Annotated in this window: 18 protein-coding genes and 2 pseudogenes; 18 read left to right on the plus strand and 2 right to left on the minus strand. The window is 27.1% G+C overall.

Features of this window, described 5'->3' with window-relative positions:
• Positions 1 to 10: 10 nt before the first annotated feature.
• The 7 genes from oppD to SCITRI_RS03345 all read left to right on the plus strand — a co-directional run bounded on the left by oppD (position 11) and on the right by SCITRI_RS03345 (position 7769).
• On the plus strand, positions 11 to 1714 hold the full coding sequence (oppD, locus tag SCITRI_RS12260; RefSeq protein WP_071937212.1) for an oligopeptide ABC transporter ATP-binding protein OppD: 1704 nt from the start codon (positions 11 to 13) through the stop codon (positions 1712 to 1714).
• Between the two features lies 1 nt (position 1715).
• On the plus strand, positions 1716 to 3950 hold the full coding sequence (gene oppF / locus SCITRI_RS12265; protein WP_071937213.1) for an oligopeptide ABC transporter ATP-binding protein OppF: 2235 nt from the start codon (positions 1716 to 1718) through the stop codon (positions 3948 to 3950).
• 2 nt (positions 3951 to 3952) lie between these two features.
• Positions 3953 to 6127 (plus strand): ABC transporter substrate-binding protein, encoded by a 2175-nt coding sequence (locus SCITRI_RS03330; RefSeq protein ID WP_071937214.1) that lies wholly within the window; start codon positions 3953 to 3955, stop codon positions 6125 to 6127.
• 1 nt (position 6128) lies between these two features.
• Positions 6129 to 6404: a hypothetical protein gene (locus tag SCITRI_RS11280; RefSeq protein WP_237238062.1), complete on the plus strand. Its 276-nt coding sequence runs from the start codon at positions 6129 to 6131 to the stop codon at positions 6402 to 6404.
• A 184-nt stretch (positions 6405 to 6588) separates the two neighbouring features.
• Positions 6589 to 6732 (plus strand): hypothetical protein, encoded by a 144-nt coding sequence (locus SCITRI_RS11285; RefSeq protein ID WP_237238063.1) that lies wholly within the window; start codon positions 6589 to 6591, stop codon positions 6730 to 6732.
• A gap of 142 nt (positions 6733 to 6874) precedes the next feature.
• Complete coding sequence (gene efp, locus SCITRI_RS03340) at positions 6875 to 7432, plus strand: elongation factor P (protein WP_071937215.1); 558 nt, start codon at positions 6875 to 6877, stop codon at positions 7430 to 7432.
• 31 nt (positions 7433 to 7463) lie between these two features.
• On the plus strand, positions 7464 to 7769 hold the full coding sequence (locus SCITRI_RS03345) for an MMB_0454 family protein (RefSeq protein ID WP_071937216.1): 306 nt from the start codon (positions 7464 to 7466) through the stop codon (positions 7767 to 7769).
• Positions 7770 to 7912: 143 nt separating this feature from the next.
• On the opposite strand, the pseudogene SCITRI_RS12575 reads toward SCITRI_RS03345, so the two are convergent.
• Positions 7913 to 9167, minus strand: a pseudogene (locus SCITRI_RS12575) (ISNCY family transposase).
• 257 nt (positions 9168 to 9424) lie between these two features.
• On the opposite strand from SCITRI_RS12575, the gene SCITRI_RS03360 reads away from it, so the two are divergent.
• The 9 genes and pseudogenes from SCITRI_RS03360 to SCITRI_RS03400 all read left to right on the plus strand — a co-directional run bounded on the left by SCITRI_RS03360 (position 9425) and on the right by SCITRI_RS03400 (position 17836).
• The gene (locus SCITRI_RS03360; protein ID WP_157092849.1) at positions 9425 to 11170 is read left to right on the plus strand and encodes an APC family permease; all 1746 of its coding nucleotides are present in this window, start codon (positions 9425 to 9427) and stop codon (positions 11168 to 11170) included.
• Between the two features lie 118 nt (positions 11171 to 11288).
• Positions 11289 to 11930, plus strand: a pseudogene (gene udk / locus SCITRI_RS12435) (uridine kinase).
• Positions 11931 to 12010: 80 nt separating this feature from the next.
• A complete protein-coding gene (gene greA / locus SCITRI_RS03370) occupies positions 12011 to 12481 on the plus strand; it encodes a transcription elongation factor GreA (protein WP_071937219.1) in 471 nt (156 codons plus the stop codon).
• 106 nt (positions 12482 to 12587) lie between these two features.
• Entirely contained in the window at positions 12588 to 12764 is a 177-nt protein-coding gene (locus SCITRI_RS11300) for a hypothetical protein (protein ID WP_237238065.1), read from the plus strand.
• A 162-nt stretch (positions 12765 to 12926) separates the two neighbouring features.
• Positions 12927 to 13160 (plus strand): hypothetical protein, encoded by a 234-nt coding sequence (locus tag SCITRI_RS11305; RefSeq protein WP_237238066.1) that lies wholly within the window; start codon positions 12927 to 12929, stop codon positions 13158 to 13160.
• Positions 13141 to 13713, plus strand: a complete 573-nt coding sequence (locus SCITRI_RS11310) for a hypothetical protein (RefSeq protein WP_237238067.1) — start codon at positions 13141 to 13143, stop codon at positions 13711 to 13713. The genes SCITRI_RS11305 and SCITRI_RS11310 overlap by 20 nt, the downstream gene beginning before the upstream one ends.
• Positions 13714 to 14142: 429 nt before the next feature.
• Entirely contained in the window at positions 14143 to 14409 is a 267-nt protein-coding gene (locus tag SCITRI_RS03385) for a bacteriocin leader domain-containing protein (RefSeq protein ID WP_071937221.1), read from the plus strand.
• Positions 14410 to 14896: 487 nt separating this feature from the next.
• The gene (gene fib, locus SCITRI_RS03395) at positions 14897 to 16435 is read left to right on the plus strand and encodes a cytoskeletal motor fibril protein Fib (protein ID WP_071937222.1); all 1539 of its coding nucleotides are present in this window, start codon (positions 14897 to 14899) and stop codon (positions 16433 to 16435) included.
• A gap of 114 nt (positions 16436 to 16549) precedes the next feature.
• Positions 16550 to 17836: a YitT family protein gene (locus SCITRI_RS03400; RefSeq protein ID WP_071937223.1), complete on the plus strand. Its 1287-nt coding sequence runs from the start codon at positions 16550 to 16552 to the stop codon at positions 17834 to 17836.
• On the opposite strand, the gene SCITRI_RS03405 is transcribed toward SCITRI_RS03400, so the two are convergent.
• On the minus strand, positions 17833 to 18813 hold the full coding sequence (locus SCITRI_RS03405; protein ID WP_071937224.1) for a hypothetical protein: 981 nt from the start codon (positions 18811 to 18813) through the stop codon (positions 17833 to 17835). The two genes, SCITRI_RS03400 and SCITRI_RS03405, sit on opposite strands and share 4 nt — an antisense overlap.
• Before the next feature lie 86 nt (positions 18814 to 18899).
• Between SCITRI_RS03405 and SCITRI_RS03410 the strand changes: the two genes are divergently transcribed.
• The gene (locus SCITRI_RS03410) at positions 18900 to 19826 is read left to right on the plus strand and encodes a deoxyribonuclease IV (protein ID WP_071937225.1); all 927 of its coding nucleotides are present in this window, start codon (positions 18900 to 18902) and stop codon (positions 19824 to 19826) included.
• Between the two features lie 2 nt (positions 19827 to 19828).
• Positions 19829 to 20302 carry a dual specificity protein phosphatase family protein gene (locus SCITRI_RS03415; RefSeq protein ID WP_071937226.1) on the plus strand — a complete coding sequence of 158 codons (474 nt, stop codon included), beginning with the start codon at positions 19829 to 19831 and terminating at the stop codon, positions 20300 to 20302.
• Positions 20303 to 20441: the final 139 nt, after the last annotated feature.

Below are 20441 nucleotides of genomic sequence, written 5' to 3' on the forward strand. Positions count from 1 at the left end.
AAATTGCTTTATGGAAAAAGAAATTGTTATTTCAATTAAAAAATTAATAATAAAATTTAAAACTCGTGCTAACGTTTTAACTGCTATTCGAAATATTTCTTTTGATATTTATGATGGTGAAACATTAGCAATTGTTGGTGAGTCGGGAAGTGGCAAGTCAGTTATGACCAAAACATTTACTAATATGTTAGAAAGTAACGGATGAATTAGTAATGGTTCAATAGTTTATTCGCCTTCGAAAAATATTTTAGCGGATGATTTCGCATATTTTCGAAAACCAGTTCATTTAGTTGATTTTCATAAAATTTTATTAGATAACAGCCTACAAAAAAATATTATAAAGTATAATAAAAAACGAATTATTAGAACAACACAAAAAATAAAAATGATTAATAGTTTAGAATTAACTAATTTACAAGCAGCAATTGTTGCTTTACGAAATAAAATTGAAGTATTAAAAAAACAAATTGGTTTTAGTCATTCCAATCGAATTAATAATAAAATAGGAAAACTTAATGCACAATTAAAAGAATATAAAAATCAACAAGAGATGTTGCTAAACCCTGAATTAAAACAAAAAAAGATTGAATTTTTACAAAGTTGAATTATTGATTATAATAATGAAATTGATAAAATTAAAAAATTAACTTGAAGAGAAAAACGGTTATTAGGGAAAAATATCCAGTTTTTAAAAAAATATTTTGAACAAGGAATTATTCCTCCACCAACAGAATTTAGTAAAATTCAAAATTATTTTAGTAAAAAAACTTATACCGATGGAATTCGTTATCGTATTAACAAATTAAATCAGTTAATGGTTATTGGTGAACCATTAAATGCTAATAATTTTACTAATGTTTATGAAGAATGAAATTTAATTAAAAATTTTGAATTTATTAATAAATTAAAAGCGGCAAAACAAATTAGTAAATTACGTGGTCCAACAATAGCAACAATTTTCCAAGATCCAATGATATCTTTAAATCCATTATTATCAGTTGGTTTTCAAATTTCAGAAGTATTACGAAAACATCGTAAATTATCACGAGCAATGGCCAAAAAAACAGCGCTTGAATTATTAGAAAAAGTTGGAATTCCAAAGGCTAAAAAACGTTATCATGATATTCCGGGAATGTATTCGGGCGGAATGCGCCAACGGGTAGTTATTGCAATTGCTTTAGCTTGCCAACCAAAAGTTTTGATTTGTGATGAACCAACAACAGCCTTAGATGTTACAATCCAAGCGCAAATTCTTGATTTAATTAAATCGTTACAAAAAGAATATAAATTTACTGTTATTTTTATTACCCATGATTTAGGTGTTGTCGCAAATATTGCTGATCGGGTTGCTGTAATGTATGCTGGTCAAATTATTGAATATGGAACAGTAAATGACATCTTTTTTGATCCGAAACATCCTTATACTTGAGCGCTATTATCTTCTTTACCGCAATTTGGTCAAAAAGGTGAAGATCTTTATTCAATTCCTGGCTCACCACCATCATTATTTGCAAAAGTATATGGGGATCCATTTGCTCCTCGTAATCAGTATGCGATGAAAATTGATTATTTATTAGAACCACCAATGTTTAAAGTAAGTGAAACGCATTATGCAAAAACTTGACTATTAGATCCACGAGCTGCGAAAGTAACAAAACCAAAACAATTGCAACAATTAGAACAAATTAAAAATGATACAAAGGTAGGTGATTAAGATGAACAAAAACGAACAAGAACAGTTTATTATGGTTCGCGATTTGTTAATTCAATTTCGCCAAAAAAATAAAAAAGTAAATGCAGTTAAATGAGCAAATTTTGATATTTACCGCGGGGAAATTTTTAGTATTGTTGGTGAATCAGGGAGTGGTAAAACGACAATTGGTCGTGCCATTGCTGGTGTACAGCCAATTAAAGACGGAACGATTTATATGGACCGACATTTGATTTGGGGAAAACCACCACAATTATATAAAATTAATTTAGATATTAATGAAAAACTACGATTATTGCAGAATAATAATATGTTATTAAATAAACATTTAAGTAATTATATTAATAATTTAAAAATTAGTTATTATCGTTATTTTGAAAATAAAAAATATGTTGTTAATACAAAGGAATTAATACCTTACGAAAATAAACAATATTTAGTAACAACTGACCTTGGATTAAAGAAAGTTGATTTATTAAATTTTAATCATAGTAATAATTATTTTACCTTAGTAAAAGAAATGTATGAACATAATTTAATTTTATTAAAAGATATGTTAAAAGCTTATCAACGAATTTTTCGTTTTATGGATAATTTACACGAATGAATCCCATCATTATCTCTTGCCTTAGAAGAAGAAATCAAAGGACGTGTCCGTGGAAATATTGAAATTATTGAAGGAAGTATTTTATTAGGGCATCAAATTTATAAGACTCTTTTAAAATTAGAAGAAAATCGTAATGCTTTAAAAGAAAATCTTGTATTAGAACAAGCACAAAAATATTATAATGCTTCTTTTGAACAATTAGCAAAATTATTGTCAATTCATACTAAATTATTAGATGAGGTTCATTTTTTGCATAAAAATCAACGGGCGGCTTTTATTCTTTTTGTTCCTAAGGGAAAACGAAAAAAGTATATTTTAGGTTACAATAAACGTTTTAATGTTTTCAAAAGTGATTTTGAAAAGGCATATTTAAAGGAATTACAAAAATTAGAATTAGAACCGCAAGCAAATGCACAAGCAATTGTTGCATTGCAACAAGCATATCAAACGAGTGCTTTAATGATAAATATTGCAACAGCAGATAATGCTAAAACATTAAATGAATTAGCAACCACTACTAATTTGAAAACAAGTTTGGCAGCATTACCAAATAATGAATGAAAAGAAAAATTAATGACTTTAGTTAATAAAAATGCAACAGTAGAACAGCAACAAGCGATCCTTGCTGATTTATCATATTTAGCACGCCATGGGGTTTTTCGTGATCAAACAACAATTAAATTATATTATCAATGAGTAGGTAAAAAATATAAATATTCAACATCTGAAATTGTTGCTTCTAATCGTTTGTTAGATTTGTTAGATTTACCATTAATTGATGAAATTGTTAAAAATGCTGAATTGTTTAAATTACCAACAAGGAGAGAAAATCGTTTACAAAAGAAAAAAATTCAAATGATTTTTCAAGATCCATCTTCATCATTAAATGATCGAATTTCGGTTGAAGAAATTATTGGAGAAGGGTTAACAAATTTTCCTGAATTATATCAAAATGCTACTGCTCGCCAGTTGTATTTAACTTATTATAACAATAATTTAGGAAAAAATGAAAAACCATTAAAGTTAGAACAAATTAAAGATCGTGATGTCAAACATTTCTTAATTTTAAGCATTTTAAAAGAAGTTGGATTATTACCAGAACTTTTATCACGTTACTCACACGAATTTTCAGGAGGACAACGACAACGCATTGGTATTGCTCGAGCATTAATTATGAAACCACAATTTATTATTGCTGATGAACCAATTTCCGCATTAGATGTTTCAATTAGAGCCCAAGTTTTAAACTTATTAAAAAAATTTCAGCAACAATATAATTTAACTTATATTTTTGTTGCTCATGATTTATCGGTTGTGCGTTTTATTGCTGACCGAATTGCTGTTATTTATCATGGTCAACTTGTTGAATTAGCAAGTGCTGAAGAGTTATTTATTAATCCATTACATCCATATACTCGTGCGTTATTATCAGCAATCCCACTGCCTAATCCAAATTATGAAAAAGAAAAGGTTCATTTCATCTATGAACCAGAAAAGGAACATTGAGATTATTTATTTGATTTACCAGAGTTTACGGAAATTAAAACGGGACACTATTTATTTGGGAATTCACGTGAAATTGCTGCAGCAAAAACTAAAATTGCTATGGCAATTGACAGAAAGGAGGGGTAACGATGTTCAAAAAGAAATTGGCGTTTTTTGCTAGTTTTACCGTAATAACCACAGTAACACCATTAGTGGTTTCGTGTGAAATTAGTTTAGACCAATTAGCAAATCGTTTAATTACCGATAATGTTTTTCGCTCTATTTTTAAATTTCCCTTAACATCTTGGTCAAGTGCATCAACATTTCTAGGTGAAGATAATAAAATTTTAGCTGATGTTCTTGGAACATTAGTAGCAACTGATAAATATAATCGTAGTTTTGGTGATCTTGCTGAACAAAAGGATAAAACATCAAAATATGTTGGAATTCCTAATGCTGATCAAAGTGAATGAAAATATAAAATTTCACCTCAAGCAAAATGATTTGATTATCAAGGGAATTTTCAGCGACAAGTTAAAGCTAGTGATATGATTAATACTGCTAAATTTGTTTTATTTCCAAAAAACTCATCGGCAACATCAGGATTATGGCGAACTTTTATTAGTGGTGCACAAGAAATTTGAGAGTATTTTCAATCAGGTAATTATCAACCAGATTATTATAATGATCCAATTTGAAAAAAATTAGGAATGACAATTAATGATAGTGATGATGAAATTACCATTAAATTAACAAAGTCAGCAGAATATTTTGATACTTTAATGACTTATTTAGCTTTTGCGCCATTACCAGAAAAGGCATTACGACAAGGTTATAATTATGGGACTAATTATAAAAATATTTGGTATTCAGGGGCATATTTAGTTGAAAAATATAGTTCAACTTCACAAATTTTATTACGAAAAAACCCTGCTTATCGACATGCAAAATTAACATACATTGATAAATTAAATTATACTTATTTAGCAAATAACGATGTTTCGCGTGAACATGTTTTATTTGAATCAGGTGACGTCAATGATTTTCTAGTTGAACCAACAGATAGTAACGGTTGAAAGAAATATGTTGGTTCTAATCCTGCTAATCCAATTTTCAGTGGTGCATCAAGTATTATTAATCCTAATCCAACAACATATACGATTATTAATAATTATGCGAATAGTGATGTTTTAAATTCAAATCCAACTCGTGCTAAACAAGCATTAAATGCAAGTAAGGCATTACAATATGATAAAATTCGAAAATATTTATCAACCCAATTAGACCGTAGTAAATTTGTTAAATATTATTCTGAAGCTCTAGATGATTCACCAACTTCCAAGTTTTTACGAAATGTTTATACAGCACGTTATTTTGTTTATAATGGGAATGTTGATTATGCGTCATATGTTGAAGAAGCATATGCAAATAATTTTTTAAATGGTAATGTGATGGCTGCTAGTCAATTGTTAAAAGATGGTAGTGATGCTTTATATCGTAACAAAGATTTATTAGAAAATGATGATAATATTTTAGATGATATTCGTAATTGATTACAAACAAATATTGGTTCTTCACGAGTTGAATTTCGTTTTTTAATGAATGGTGCATGAACATTAACAATTAATAAGTTTTTATTAAATATGATTGACTCATTTAACGCTGAAAATGATGTGATTAAAATTATTCCAGATATTACTGTTGATGCCACAGAATATTTAACACGTCGTAAAAAAGCAGATTGAGATATGCAAGCAGGAGGATGGTCCCCTGATTATGCAGACCCGTATACTTATTTACATACCTTTTCCTTAGGTGGTGATTTACAATATTATTTTGGAACTTCACGGATTTTTAGTGACTTAAAATTAACAAATAATCGTGCTCCAGATTATGCAACAATTAAGGATCAATTGAATAATCCATATTGAAATCTTTTAAAAAATACAACAGCAATTGAAGATTTTTATAATGTTTTTAAAAATTATACTAACCAAGTAGCAGCAAGTGATGAAATTACTGATCCAACTCGTTTAGCTGATCGTTATCGAAGTTTTGCTGAAGTTGAATTTAATGCCATTTATACTAATTTTATGTTTATTCCAGTTTATGTTCCAAATGGTTCATATCAAATTCGAATTTCATATGTAACACCACGAACACAAGTTACAATTGGATATGGTAGTTCAAAATATAAACATTGAGGAATGGTTTTAAATCCTTATTTACTAACTACGCAAGAACGTCAAATTATTGAAAAACGTTACCAACATCAATTAGCAATTATTCAAACTGATTATGCCGCCTTTAGGGAGGATTATTAATATGAAAAAGTTGTTAACATCTTTTATGGCTTTTATGGTCGTTAGTGTTTTTGCTACTGTTGTTAGTTGTGCAAAAATTGAAACTCGTGATCGTAGTAAAATTTCGTTATCTTTATTTAAAAGTGAATTAGCTTTAATTCCTGTTTTTGAAAAACAACAGCCAACCGCAAAAATAACTGAAACGATGTTTCAAAATGCAATTTATGATGCACTAGAAACAAACGGAATATCGTGGTGAAATTGCAATTGAGGACTTAAAATTTATTTATTATGATAAAGATTTAATTTCAAAATATTGAACTGATTTGCTATGGCAACCACTAGCAAGTGGCGGAGTAAAGACAGCATTCTGATAAAACTAATATTATTTCGGTAACATTATATCAAACAGAACCACTTGCATTAGATACCATTACCTTTAATTATGAAAAAAAGTGTTAAAAACCTTACCAGTTTAAGATATGATGACTTACTTTGCAGTACTAAATCGAACATTTTATTTCTCAGCACGTCATTTTTTAATTAGTAAAACAACTGACCGTGTTATTATTAAGGCAGTGTCAACTTCAAACCGATATCGTGGTGAAAATATTATTAATTTTTAGGTTATATTACAATTTTATAAAATTAAAATTATTTTGGGAAAATTCGCTTAAAAGAAATTTTCTCCTTTTTATTAATTTTAATAACTTTCTGTTTAAAATTAAGATATAATTAAACTACGATAAATAGAAAAGGAAGAAAAAGATGATTAGTGTAAACGATTTCCGCCCAGGATTAACGTTTCAATATGAAGGTAATATTTACATCGTAATTGAAGCACAACATTCAAAATCAGGTCGTGGGCAAGCGCATGTTAAAACAAAAGTTAAAAATTTGCGAAGTAATGCAACAACAAATATTACTTTCACTGGTGGTGATAAAGTTGAAAAAGCAATGATTGACAAGGCTGAAATGCAATATTTATATGATGATGGTACCAATGTCATCTTTATGGATACGCAAACTTATGAGCAATTAGAAATTCCATCAACTAATTTAGTTTGAGAAAAAAACTTTTTAAAAGAGGGAGTAATGGCTTCTGTCACAAAATATGAAGGTGAAGTATTGGAAATTATTTTACCAGATAAGGTGGATTTAACAATAACTGAGGCAGAAGCAGCAGTAAAAGGTGATACTAGTTCTGGAGCAATGAAAAAAGCAGTGCTAGAAACTGGATTAGAATTACAGGTTCCTTTGTTTATTAAAGAAGGGGAAGTTATTACTGTTTCAACTAGTGATGGAAAATATTCCGGGCGTGCTTAATTTTAATAATTCATAAAAGGAGAGATTGAAGATGAATAATAATTTTAATGAATTAATAATTGAAAGTAACCATCGTGGAACAATTGCTGTTAGTTTATTAACAATTAAAAAAATTATTTTATATGCAATCCGTGATTTGACCCATCAATATTTTGTGGATAAAGTTGAATGTAGAATGATTGATAATTCATTATTGCACATTTATATTAGTGGAAAAGTAATTGCAAAAGAAAACTTAAATGATTTAACAGCTGAAATTAATGAAGCAATTATGAAAGAATTAAGTTATTCGTTACAAATTAAACCAAAAAATATTAGTATTGCTTATCATCATTAATAATTTAAAAACCAATTAACTATAGATAGAAAAAGAAAAAAATGTTATGCGTTTGCTAAGAACTTTGTAAGTTCTTAGCAAACTTTTATTTATGATATGTTATTTTAATTCTACTGTCAATATCTAGCTAAAATTTCGTAAATTTATTTAATTGATAATTGTTTCATAGTATATCTTTCAGTTCATGGATGATTTGATTTGGGTTTATGAGCTTTAGATTTTGGTAATGTTTTTTCTGTATTTTTAACTGTTGGAATATATTCTAATAGATTATAAATTTTGTTTTCATACTTAAGATACAATGTTTTATCAAATGCATTAATTATTGTAACATTTGTTTTTGAATTAAAAAATTTTAGTTTTTTATTATCATAAGCTAAGTACTTTTTATTTGCATAACTAATTGATGATCCATTATCTGTTCTTCTTGTTGAAGTTATTGATAAAAGTAAATTAATTTTGTCACTTTCTGGTGCATCAACGAAAGCAGAATTGTTATAATCAATGGGAAGAGCAAAGTGTTTATTGAATTTAGGCAGAAATTCTTTTAAGAACTTATTTGCTTCTTCAAGAGTAGTTACTTTTGCAAGACCTAATTTTCATTTTTTAGACGATCTTGTAAAGTGCCTCATAACCGTTCAATTCGACCTTTTGTTTGAGGAATTGAAGTAGTTATGATTTCGACACCTAATTTATTACAGCATCTGCTGAATTGATTAAAGGTGTTTTCTTCTTCTTTTTACTATTATTTTTTTTGATAAGTAAAAATTGTTTGCTTATCTGTATAAAATGTCATAGTAATACCATAGTTTTTTAAAATTTGATATAAAACATTATAATAACCATTTAAGGTTTCTTGATAATCAAAATATAATCCAACAACTGTATTTGTTGCATCATCAATAGCACCATGTAAAAATATTTTAGGATGATTTATTCCTAGTCATAAATGTTCACTAGCATCAGCTTGTAATAATTCCCCAAAATATTTGCGGCGTTCTCTTAAAGGATGTGATTTATCTTTTTTTCTTAATTTCTGTTTTCTAGGAGATTTTATTTGATTTAGAGACATTAAGTTGTACAAAACTGAATAAGAAATTTTTATTTTTTCATTTTCAAGTAATTTTTCTTTAAAATGTATAAAATTAAAATCAATATATTTAGTTTTGTAAAGATTAAGAATATTTTCACAAATTTCTGGTTTTGTTTTGTTATATGCTGTTCTACCACGTGAATGATGCGCAAAGGAAGTCATATTTTGTGTATCATAAATTTTCATTAATTGTTCAATTCTACGAATAGACAAATCTAAAATTTTAGCAGCACGTTTTTTTTGTTATTTCATTATTAATAACTTTTCCAATAGTTTTATATTTATGTTTTTCTGTCATTGTTAATTTTCTTTCCATAGTTATCACCAAATTAATAATATAAATAATTGTGAAATTTTTGCTAGATAACTATTACGAAATTATCACAAGATAAGGACAAGGTTATTTTAATTCTACTTGTAATTTTTTCCTATTTGTTATAATTAGAGATAAATTATTTATAAAAAATTTAAATAATTTGAGTGTTATAATTTAATTTTTATGTGAATATATCATCAATTAAATATTAACCAAGTTTTTTAGAAGAAAGGAAAAAACTATTTTATGCTTAAAAAAGAACAAAATAAGAAATTTAGTTTAGCAGATTTTGTTTGATTAGGCTTTAATTATACTGTTGTAATTGGTTTTATAGGTAATTTTGCTATTTTATCAAATATCTCACAACCTGACTCAATTGGAATTCATGTTATTTGATTATTTGCAGTTGAAGGTTTGATCGCAGGAATATGTGCGTGAGCATTTGCTAAAATGGCTATAGTTCATCATTCTAATAATAATGGAGCTTCATATATTTATGTTAGAACAAGTTTTGGTAAATTTTGGGGAATTTTTGTTGCTTTTATGCAATATGTTGCCTTACCATTTTTAATTACAATTCAAGTAATGATGTTGATTCGTGGTTCATTTGGAGCAGATTGAGTTTCAAAAATAAATCCAGATAAAAGTATTACTGTCCCTTGGTATGCTGCAAACTGAGGGTCATTTGGTGACTTATGATTAGATTTTATTGGAATTGCTATTTATATGTCAGCAGCAGGAATTATTTTTTGGGGGATGAAATTATATAAAAAATTAGCGAATGGAACTGGTATTATTAAATGAGTTACAGCTGGATTTTTAATTTTAGCTGGTTTAGTATTGTCAGTTCAACATGGTGGTGAAAATTTAAGTTATTGAGGACATCATACGAATTTCTCGTTGCCAGGATTTATTAAAACTTTTAATTCATGCTTTTTCTTCTTTGCTGGGTTTGAAGTCTTTTCAACTGCTGGGAAAAATATTAGTAATCCAGAGAAAAATATTGGCCGTGCAATTACACTAATTATGTTAATTAGTACAATTTTTTATATTGTTATTTCAATTATTTTCTTTGCTGTTTTTACTAAATTTGTTCAAAATATGCAAATGGGAACATGAAGTTTAGGTTTTAAAAATAAGATTATTTTATATGGTGGCCCAATTATTAATATGATTATTAGTGCTTTAGCATTGAAAATAAATGTTGCAATGCAAAATGATTTATACGGGGGAACTTCATTACAACCATTATGGGCCGAAGGGTATTTACCAGATCATTTGCGTAAGTTAAATAAAGATGGAATACCAATTCGTGCCTCAATTTTAAACTTAGTTATTACAAGTTTAATGATTTTTATTTGGTTAGCAATCCCCGATATTATTAAAGGGTTTAGTTTAACAAAACAATTTGGTTTTATGGCAATCCCAGCAGAAACAATGACTTATCAGCAACCATTTAATGTTTCATCATTAACTGAAGCATCATCAGCTATTACAATTTTTATTTATGGTATGGTAATTGCTGTGATACTAAAATTAGCTTATCAACGTAAAATTAAGATGCGAGTATGAGAATATCTTGCCTTTCCAATTGTCTTTGTTATTTTAACTTTTGTTTTTGGATGACATTATTATAGTTTAATCAATAATATTGTTATTTCAGATGGAAGAAAACGAGATAGTGCAATTATTGGAGCAGCAATTGAGTTAGCATTTGTTGCCTTTTCTGTTAGTTTTGCAACAATTTGATATTTTACTTATTATCGTGCAAAATATCTTCGCCGAATGAAAGAACAACCTGAATTGCAAGCTAAATTAGATGCTGAATTTGAAGTTAGAGATGATTGAAAATATGTTTCATTAGAAATTCGTCACGAAATTAAAAATTATTTAAAACGAAATCAAGCATTATATCAAGCAAAAACTAATATTAATTATCAAGATGCAGAACATTTGCTCACGGAACTAAATCTTATTGTTGAAAAAAAGTAATAGTCTTGATGAGGAAAAAGATGAACCAGCGAATGAAGAATAGTCAAACAATTTAACGAAAGTTAAGTTGTTTTGCTTTATGATATACTAAAATAAAAAGAATAAGAGGAGGAGTTAAATGCAACCAAAACCAAAAAATAAAGTGCAATTAGCTACTATTACTGGCGGGACTGCAAGTGGCAAAACAACAGCTGCTAATAAAATTGCTGAAATTTTGCAAGGAAAAAAGATAGTTTATTTAAAGATGGATCATTATTATAAAAAATTAGATGATTTGACATTAGCAGAACGAAAAAAATTAATTTTGATCATCCAAATGCCCTTGATTTAGAATTATTAGTTAATCATTTACAACTCTTAAAAAATCATCAGAACATTCAAATGCTAAATTATGATTTCCCAATTTCTAATTGCTCAATACAAACAACGGAAATAAAAAGCGGTGATGTGATTATCCTTGATGGTATTTTAGGTTTAGCATTAGAAGAAATTCGCAAATTATCGGATATTAAAATCTTTATTAAAACAGAAGATGATATTCGTTTTATTCGACGTTTAACGCGTGATTTATCAGAACGAGGGCGAACAGTTGAAAGTATTATTAATCAGTATTTAACAACAGTAAAACCAATGCATGAATATTTTGTTGAGCCAAGTATTAAATATAACCGATATTATTGTGCCATATTATGAAGGAAATGAAATCGCAATTGATATGATTGCAACAAAAATTAAGGCTTTATTACTTGATAAAAAATAAAAAACTCCATTATTATTGTCTTTTTTAAGGTATAATAATCATTGTTGGAATTAAAAACAGAGAGGAACGGAGAGAACACCATGAATGAAGAAATTTTGTTAACTAAAGAGGGAATTAAAGACTTAAAAGAAGAATTAGATAATTTAATTAATGTTATTCGTCCCGAAGTGATTGAAGAGTTAAAAGAAGCTCGTGCACAGGGAGACTTATCAGAAAATGCTGATTATGATGCAGCACGAAACCGTCAAGCGGAAGTTGAAGGACGAATTAAAGAAATTGAATCATTATTAACAAAAGCAAAAGAAATTAAGGAAGTTAAATCAAAAACAGGAATTATTAAGTTAGGAAGTACAGTAACGTTTACTAATTTATTAATTAATAAAAAATATGAACTTAAAATTGTTGGTGCTGTTGAGGCTAATCCTTTTGAAAATACAATTTCAAATGAATCACCAATTGCAAAAGCTATTATTGGGAAAAAAGCTGGCGATTTAATTGAAATTAAGGGAATTCAAGAACCTTATAAAGTTAAAATTTTAACTGTAGAATAAATAATAAAAAAATTATTAAAAACTTAAAAACGGAAAATTATTTTCTTGGTTTTGATTATATCATAGAGTTATCTTGGTGTAATCTAAGAAAGGAAGGAGTATAAAAATGAAAAAACTTTTAAGTTTATTAAGTACACTAGCAATTAGATCGACTGCTATTCCAGCAGGATATGCGATGAATCCTTACAATTTTGAAAATAATAATAAATTCTCAAGAGAATGAAGTTATGGTGAAAAATCTTTTGATTGAAAGAATAATTATTTAACTATTAATGTTGGGTAACCAAAATTAAAAGATTTTATTCCAGTAATTTATGATACTGAAGCAAAAATTGAAAAATTAAGTTTAGAAATTAATGTTCTTTGAACAAAAATTAGAGAGAGTGAGCAGGAAAAAACTACTTTAGAACAAAGTAAGAAAGTTCTTGAATCAGAATTACTAACGATGCAGCAAGTTAAAGAAGGATTAGACAAACAAATTCTTGATGCAACAAGTCAAAATATTAGTCTAAAAGTAGAATTAGAACTAAAAACAGCAGAAATTAGTAAGGTAACAAAAGAATCACAAGAAAAAGTTACTACATTAGAAGCAGAAGTTGCTGACTTAAAAGCTAAGTTAGTAGCTAGTGAACAAAATAAACTTTCTTTAGAACAAAAAAATGAAAGAAGTTGAAGCTAAATTAAATACAATTACTGAAGAAAAACTTGTTTTAGAAACTAATTTAAAAGATAAGTCAAAAGAAATTAATAATTTAAATTCACAGGTTGCTAATCTGAATACTAAATTAGCAGCTAGTGAGCAAGATAAACTTTCTTTAGAAGAAGATAAGAAAGAGGTTGAAGCTAAGTTAGAAAAAGTTATTGAGGAAAAAAATACTTTAGAAGTTGACTTAAAAACTAAATTAGATGAAATTGAAAGTTTAAAAGAAAAATTAGAAAATGGAAGTCAAAATAAAGAGTTGCAAGAAAAAGTTACTGCGTTGGAAGCAGAAGTTGCTGAGTTGAAAGCTAACTTAGAAACTAGTGAGCAAGATAAAGCAACTTTAGAAGGAAATAATAAAGAGTTACAAAGTAAAATTGATGAATTGACAAGTAATTCAGAAAATGCTAATTTAGTTAAAGAATTGCAAGATAAAATAGCTAGTCTTAAAGAAGTGAAAACTACTTTAGAAGCAAGAAATAAAGAGTTGCAAGAAAAAGTTAATGAGTTAACAGAAAAAGCGCAAGGATAATTAAATTAGAAGTTGCAACATTGTTTTGCAACTTTTTTATTCAAAAATGAAAGGAAAAAAAGAAATGAAAAAGGTATTATCATTATTTGCAATGTTTATCCTACAACTACTTTGTTGTAACTTTTTTCAATTTCTTGTTTTAATTTTTTTTATTTTTTGATAATAATCATTAGGTTTTAAATCCTCATTTATATTTTTATATTCTATTTTTATTCCAAATTGCTTATTTGCTTCCTTTTGTTTTTCATTTGATGAAATAACCATCATATTTTTATCTTGATTTTGATGTAAAGTATTTGCAACTGGATTTGGAATACTAAATCCAATAACACTAAAAGAAGTACTATAAAAGCGCTTTTTATTATATTTAATAAATAAAAAAAGGAATAATCAAGGTAAATTTGTTAAGTTATTAAAGAGGAGGTAAAAATGACAGAATTAACAATAAAACAAATGAAACAAATCAGTGGGGTCAAAATGTCTGGTGCTTTATTATCGGGGATTGCTGCAATAATTAATGCATGTAGTAACTCACTAACTAGTTTAATTACGACTGGTTTTTCAATTGCGTTTGCGACTCAGCAAAAAAATCTAACAGAAGGTAGTTATAAAGCAGGAAGTGGCCATCATTTAACATGATCAGATAAACATAATAATTTAAATAATGCTAATTATGAACAAATATTATTTGTTTAATTACAAATGAAATTATTATCATTAGAACAATAAAAAAATTTAATTGGTGGCGGTGCTTGAATAGTTGGATCGTTAATTTTAATTACTTTTTTTGATATTATTAAAATTAGTTTAGATAGTTATCAGATTGCTCAAGGAACAAGAGGAGAAAATAGGTTATTTCAAGAATTAAATAACAATGATGATACAGAAATAGCACACAATAATGAAATTTTATATGTATAATATTTAATCCTAATAAAAATAATTTTTATTTTAAATTTAATTACAGAAAATAATTTTTATTTATTTTAGAAATTAAAAACAAAATAATTTTTATAATTTTAACAATTTTAAACATTTTAATATTTGTCATTGATAATTAAGGAAAAATACGATACAATAATCATAGTTGTATTTTGCATATAATCAAATATTAATTATAGTAAGATGCACTAAAAATAAATAATTTTTGGAAATTAAATATGAAAATAGAGGTGGAAAATAAATGATCGGCGTAATTTCAACAGCATATTTTACGATGAAAGATAAGCACAGTATTAAAACAGTAAAAAAATATTGGTGAAAGAACTGTGTAATTCAACATGTTAAATACCATGGAAAAACTTTTATTATAGCAACAGTAGGATATGGTAAAGCAAATGCTGCAATGACTATTACTTACTTATTAGAAAAATATCCTGGTTTACAAACAATTTTAAATGTAGACTTAGCATTGTCAACAAACGATAAGCATGATACAGGAGATACAACTATCTCAACAAAATTTATTTATCGTGATGCTGACTTAACAGTTTTTAAAGATATTAAATATGGACAAATTGTTAATGAACCTGAATCATTCCAATTCGATGGTGAATTCGCTAAAGTTGTTAAAGACTTTAAATTGGGGTTAACAGAAGGAGTTACTGGAACAGCAGATATGTTGATTTATAACTCAAAACAATTTAAGGAAATGGTTGATAAATATGGGCATACTATTGATGTAATTGATACTGAAGCAGGGGCAATTGCGCAAGTTGCTAAAAAATCAAGTATTAATTATATTGCTTTAAAAATTATTTATAATAATGCATTATCACCATGAGATAATGATCCAATCCATAAATTTAAAATGTATGAAACAGTTAATACATTAAAATACTTATTAAGAAGATTATTTAACTTATTAAGTTCAAATTATATTATTGATTTATCACAATGTTCACAAGATGATTTAGATTCAATTAATGAATTATTTGAAATTAAACATGACCAATGAATTAAATTATTTAAACCAAATACACATAAAGTATTATCAGGATTTGGGCCTTCATTAATGTTAGTTGATAAACAAGAAAAAACTCCTGTTGCATTAGATATTATTCAAGTAATCCGTTCAAAAACAAAAGAAGCAGAAGGACCAAGTAAAGTAATTTTAGGAGAGGATGAATGAAAAAATGCTCCTAAAAAATGATTACGTAAATTATTATTTTTAGAACAAGTTCGTGTTAATGATGATGAATTATTATGAAATAAATCAGCAAAATATGATTTAAATAATGAAAAATTATATAAAATTGAAACAGTTGCAAATGAAATTGCTGCAGCCATTGCTGAAAAATGTCAAGATAAATCATCATATACATATAATGGTGCAACAGTACCAGAAAAATACTTATTAGTAAATTGTGATGCAAGAATTTCATTTTACATTACCCATAACCAATCACATGAATTTGTTGAAGATAAAAACTTTGGAACACAATTAGTAAGTAATGAATTTGTTAAATATTTAAATGAAGCATTGAAAGATGTTGACTCACCATATCAACAAATTGTTATTTACATGACAATCCCAGCATTAGATTATCGAAAAATTTCAGTGTTTATTCCTTCAAACAAAGGAGCAAACAGAGGTGTTAAATTTGTGGCTTTAAATCAAAAACTACAACGAGATTATACTGTTGTTGATATTACAAGAAATGATTATGATCCAATTAAAGTTGGTTCATTCAAAGTTACAATTCGTTTAAAAAGTGAATAATTAATTATTAATTAATTTATTAAAAAACAACCAAAAGGTTGTTTTTTATTTTTTAAATGATGTTATACTTATTAATAATAATTAAGGTTAAGAAAGGGCATGGAATAACAAAAAATGGTTAACGAAGAAGAAAAAGATTTAACAGCAGAAGGAGATAGTAACAACACTGGAGTTAGCCCTGATAGTATTAAAAACAAAACATTAGATTTTTATCCGAAAGAGAAAACAACGGAAAGAAAAACCCGTAGTCGTGAACGGATTTCACGAAAAGAATTTAATTTACGTTTTAAAGCTTATTTTAAATCACGTTTATTCCGTGATTATGCTTATATTATATTTGCTGCTTTTTTAGGAATGGCTAGTTATGATTATTTTATTGCAGCAACAACAAGTAATGGGATTACTCCAAGTGGAATTGGGGGGGTTGCCCGTGGAATTGCGGTTGGAATTTGGCCAAATCAAGATCAGTTACAAATGCAAACAAGTATGTACTGAGTTTTTTATTTTGTATTTAATATACCATTATTTATTTTTGGTGTTATTAAAATTGGGATTCGTTTTTCCTTTCGAACAATTGTTTATATTGGTTTGCAAAATGGTTTCCACTTTGCATTTGCTTATATTCCGGTTATTAATCCACAAGAATTATTTTTTATTGTTAATTATAATAGTTTAAATATTTTTAGTAACTATGGTGGAATGTACCAAATTTGATTATTTGTTTTTGCAGCTGTAGCAGGGATTTTAAATGGCATTGCCTATGGTTTAGTTTATAAAGGTGGAGCATCAACAGCCGGAACTGATTTTGTTTTTGCTTATTATTCAGCCAAGAAGAAAATTTCAATTGCTAATTATAATCGAATTGTTAATTATATTATTATTGTAGTAATGTTAGCAATTCATACAACATTATTAAGTCGTAGTGAATTAACAAGTATTTATTTTGGAAAATACTGAGCAGCCAATATTGAGCAAATTCAACGTCTTGGTTTTAAAATTGATGATGGCGGTTTATATGATAGTGATTTCACTAGTCATAAAATTAAATACTTCTTTGGTCCTGCATTATTTGCTTCATATTTATTTGTTGTAGTCCAAGCAATCACAATTGATATTATCTTCCCAAAATTTAAATATCGTAGTTTAATGGTTATTACTTCAAAAGCAGATGCTGTTGTTTCAGGACTACAATATGTTCATTATCCTAATGATATTATTCGTCTGCCAGCACGTGATCATTATGAAGGCAATGATATTAATAATGAAGTGATAATTGTTTCCACCTCAGTTTTAGAATATAAAAAAATTAAAGCTGCGATTGTTGTTTCAGATCCAGAAGCTAAAATTTTATCTCATAAACTGGATAAACTTATTGCTAATTATAAAATTGATAAGTATTAATCTTTTTTTACAATTAAATTGAATCAAACAAAGCCTTTTTGTAATATTTCATAGTCATGGTTTAACATTAGTAAAATATTCTTTACCATAATTTTTTTGTTTAAACTAATTTTGATATTTAATAAACTATTATAATTATCTTTACTATTATTTATTGAACTAGTTGCTAACTGGAGTGAGCATGTTTGCTTGGTTACTTTAATATTTGGAATCATTTTTGTTGTTTTCATATTTTCTAAAATACGATTTTTAAGAGGTAATGTTAAATGCGCATTGGTTTGGTCATACCAAAAAAAGTTATCAAAAGTTAAGTTATTTTTTTGATGTTTATTTTTTCGTGTAATTTCAAAATTTCGGTCATTAAGAGAAGGAGAAGTTATTGTTAAAAATAAATAACGGTAATATTGCAGGTTATAAGGTTTTGAAATTAAATTTGGTTGGAGATTATCAACAACAGTAGTTGTTGCTTGATTAATAGAACCAAAATTAAAATTATAACCGTGATATTGGCCAATGATAATATTATCATTTACTTTAAAATCAGATAGGTGAGGTAAATTAACTGGTTTAATTGTTCATTGAGAACTAATATCGGTAATTGTTAATGTTTTGAAAATTGTTTTAAAGATATCATTATAGGTATTAATTAATAAGGTTTTATTTAAATTAATTTTAAGTTGATTAATTAATCTTTTTTGACGTTTTCTAATAAAAATTAAGAAGATAAAATTTACTAAAGTTATTAATAAAAAAACAATACCAAGGGGTAAGAAGACAGCTTTTTGTATAGTAAAATGCAGATTATATGCTGCAACAAAATTAAAGATTGTTAATAAAAAATTAAAAATTAAACTTAGCAAGCATAATAAATTAATTCCTTGTCAAGCCACAATTTTATCGCTTTTTTTAGTAATAATTTTTTGATAAATTTGAGTAATTGTTAACTTAATTTTTTCAATGCTTTTTTCGTTAATCATTTTGATCCTTTCATAAATAATAAGTTATTTTTCTTATCTTATATATGATATTATAAAATTGATTAGAAAGAAAGGGAGACCTTAGAATGAAAGATTATAATTTAATTATTGGGAGTCACGTTAGTATGAACAAGCAGCAAAATTATTTGCTGGGTGCCTTAAATGAAAGTCTAAATAATAATGCTAATGCAATGATGATATATACAGGACCACCCCAAAATACTATTCGTGTTAGTACTGAACAATTTTTTATTCCAGAATTTTATCAACAATTAAAAAAACATCATTTTGATATTAATAATATTATTATTCATGCTCCTTATATTATTAATTTAGCGAACACAACTAATCCTAGTACTTTTGAAATAGCTGTTGAGTTTTTAAAAAATGAAATTACTCGTGCTGATGAAATTGGAATTAAAACAATTGTTTTACATCCTGGAAGTGGTGTTGGCGCGCCAGAACAAGTTGGATTAGATCAAATTATTGAAGGATTAAATTTAGTTTTAACACCTAATCAAAAAGCAAAAATTGCTTTAGAAACAATGGCTGGTAAGGGGAGCGAATTAGGAACAAGTTTTGCCCAACTAAAATATATTATTGATAATGTTAAATTAAATGATAAATTAGGGGTTTGTTGAGATACTTGTCATATGCATGATGCTGGTTATCGCTTGACAGAAGCGTTAGATGATATTATTATAGAGTTTGAGCAATTAATTGGTTTAAACCGGTTATTATGTTTACATATTAATGACAGTAAAAATCCTTTAAATGCCCATAAGGATCGCCACGAAAATATTGGCTATGGTTACTTGGGGTTTGAAACCCTTTTAAAAATAATTTATCATCCTAAATTAGATGGGATGATTAAGATTTTAGAAACACCATATGTTGGAGAAAAGAAGCATGCGGTTGCTCCTTATAAGGATGAAATTGCAATGATTAAGGCAAAAAATTTTACTGATCCATTTCAACAAAAGGGTAAAATAAAAATAGATTTAGGAGAATAAAAATGTCCGCAAAGAAAATTATCGATAATTTGTATCTTGGTGACCGTCATAGTGTTCCACAAGATGCTGCATTAGTAATTAGTTGTGCTGAAGAAATTTATCGTGAACAAATTCAAAAATATAATATTAAAAATGATAATCAAGAATATCTTTGAATTGATGACAAACATGTTTATTTTAATTTTAAGGATTATCCAACATTACAAGAATTAGATACTAATGTTGTGATTCAAGCATTAAAGATTATTGATAATAATATTAAAAATAAAAAAATTTATGTCCATTGTATTTGAGGAATTAACCGCAGTGCATCAATTGTTTTTATGTATTTAGTAGCAAAAGGGTACATTAATGATGATGACTTTGATAGTGCTTTAGAACAATTTGAACGAATTTATCCTTATATAAATCCAAATCCAGGTTGATTTGATTTTTTACTAAATGAATTTCCATATAATCAATTAATTTCAAATTAAAAAAAATAGGTAATTACCTAGGTTTTTAACGTTTATTTTTACAATACTCACATTTTTTATTAACACAATCTGTACAAGAAATACAAATTAAGCAAGAACGACAACCAACCTTTGGCTTACTACAAGTACGACATGAAAA

Origin of the sequence: Spiroplasma citri (genome assembly GCF_001886855.1) — a bacterium.
Lineage (GTDB): Bacteria > Bacillota_I > Bacilli_A > Mycoplasmatales > Mycoplasmataceae > Spiroplasma > Spiroplasma citri.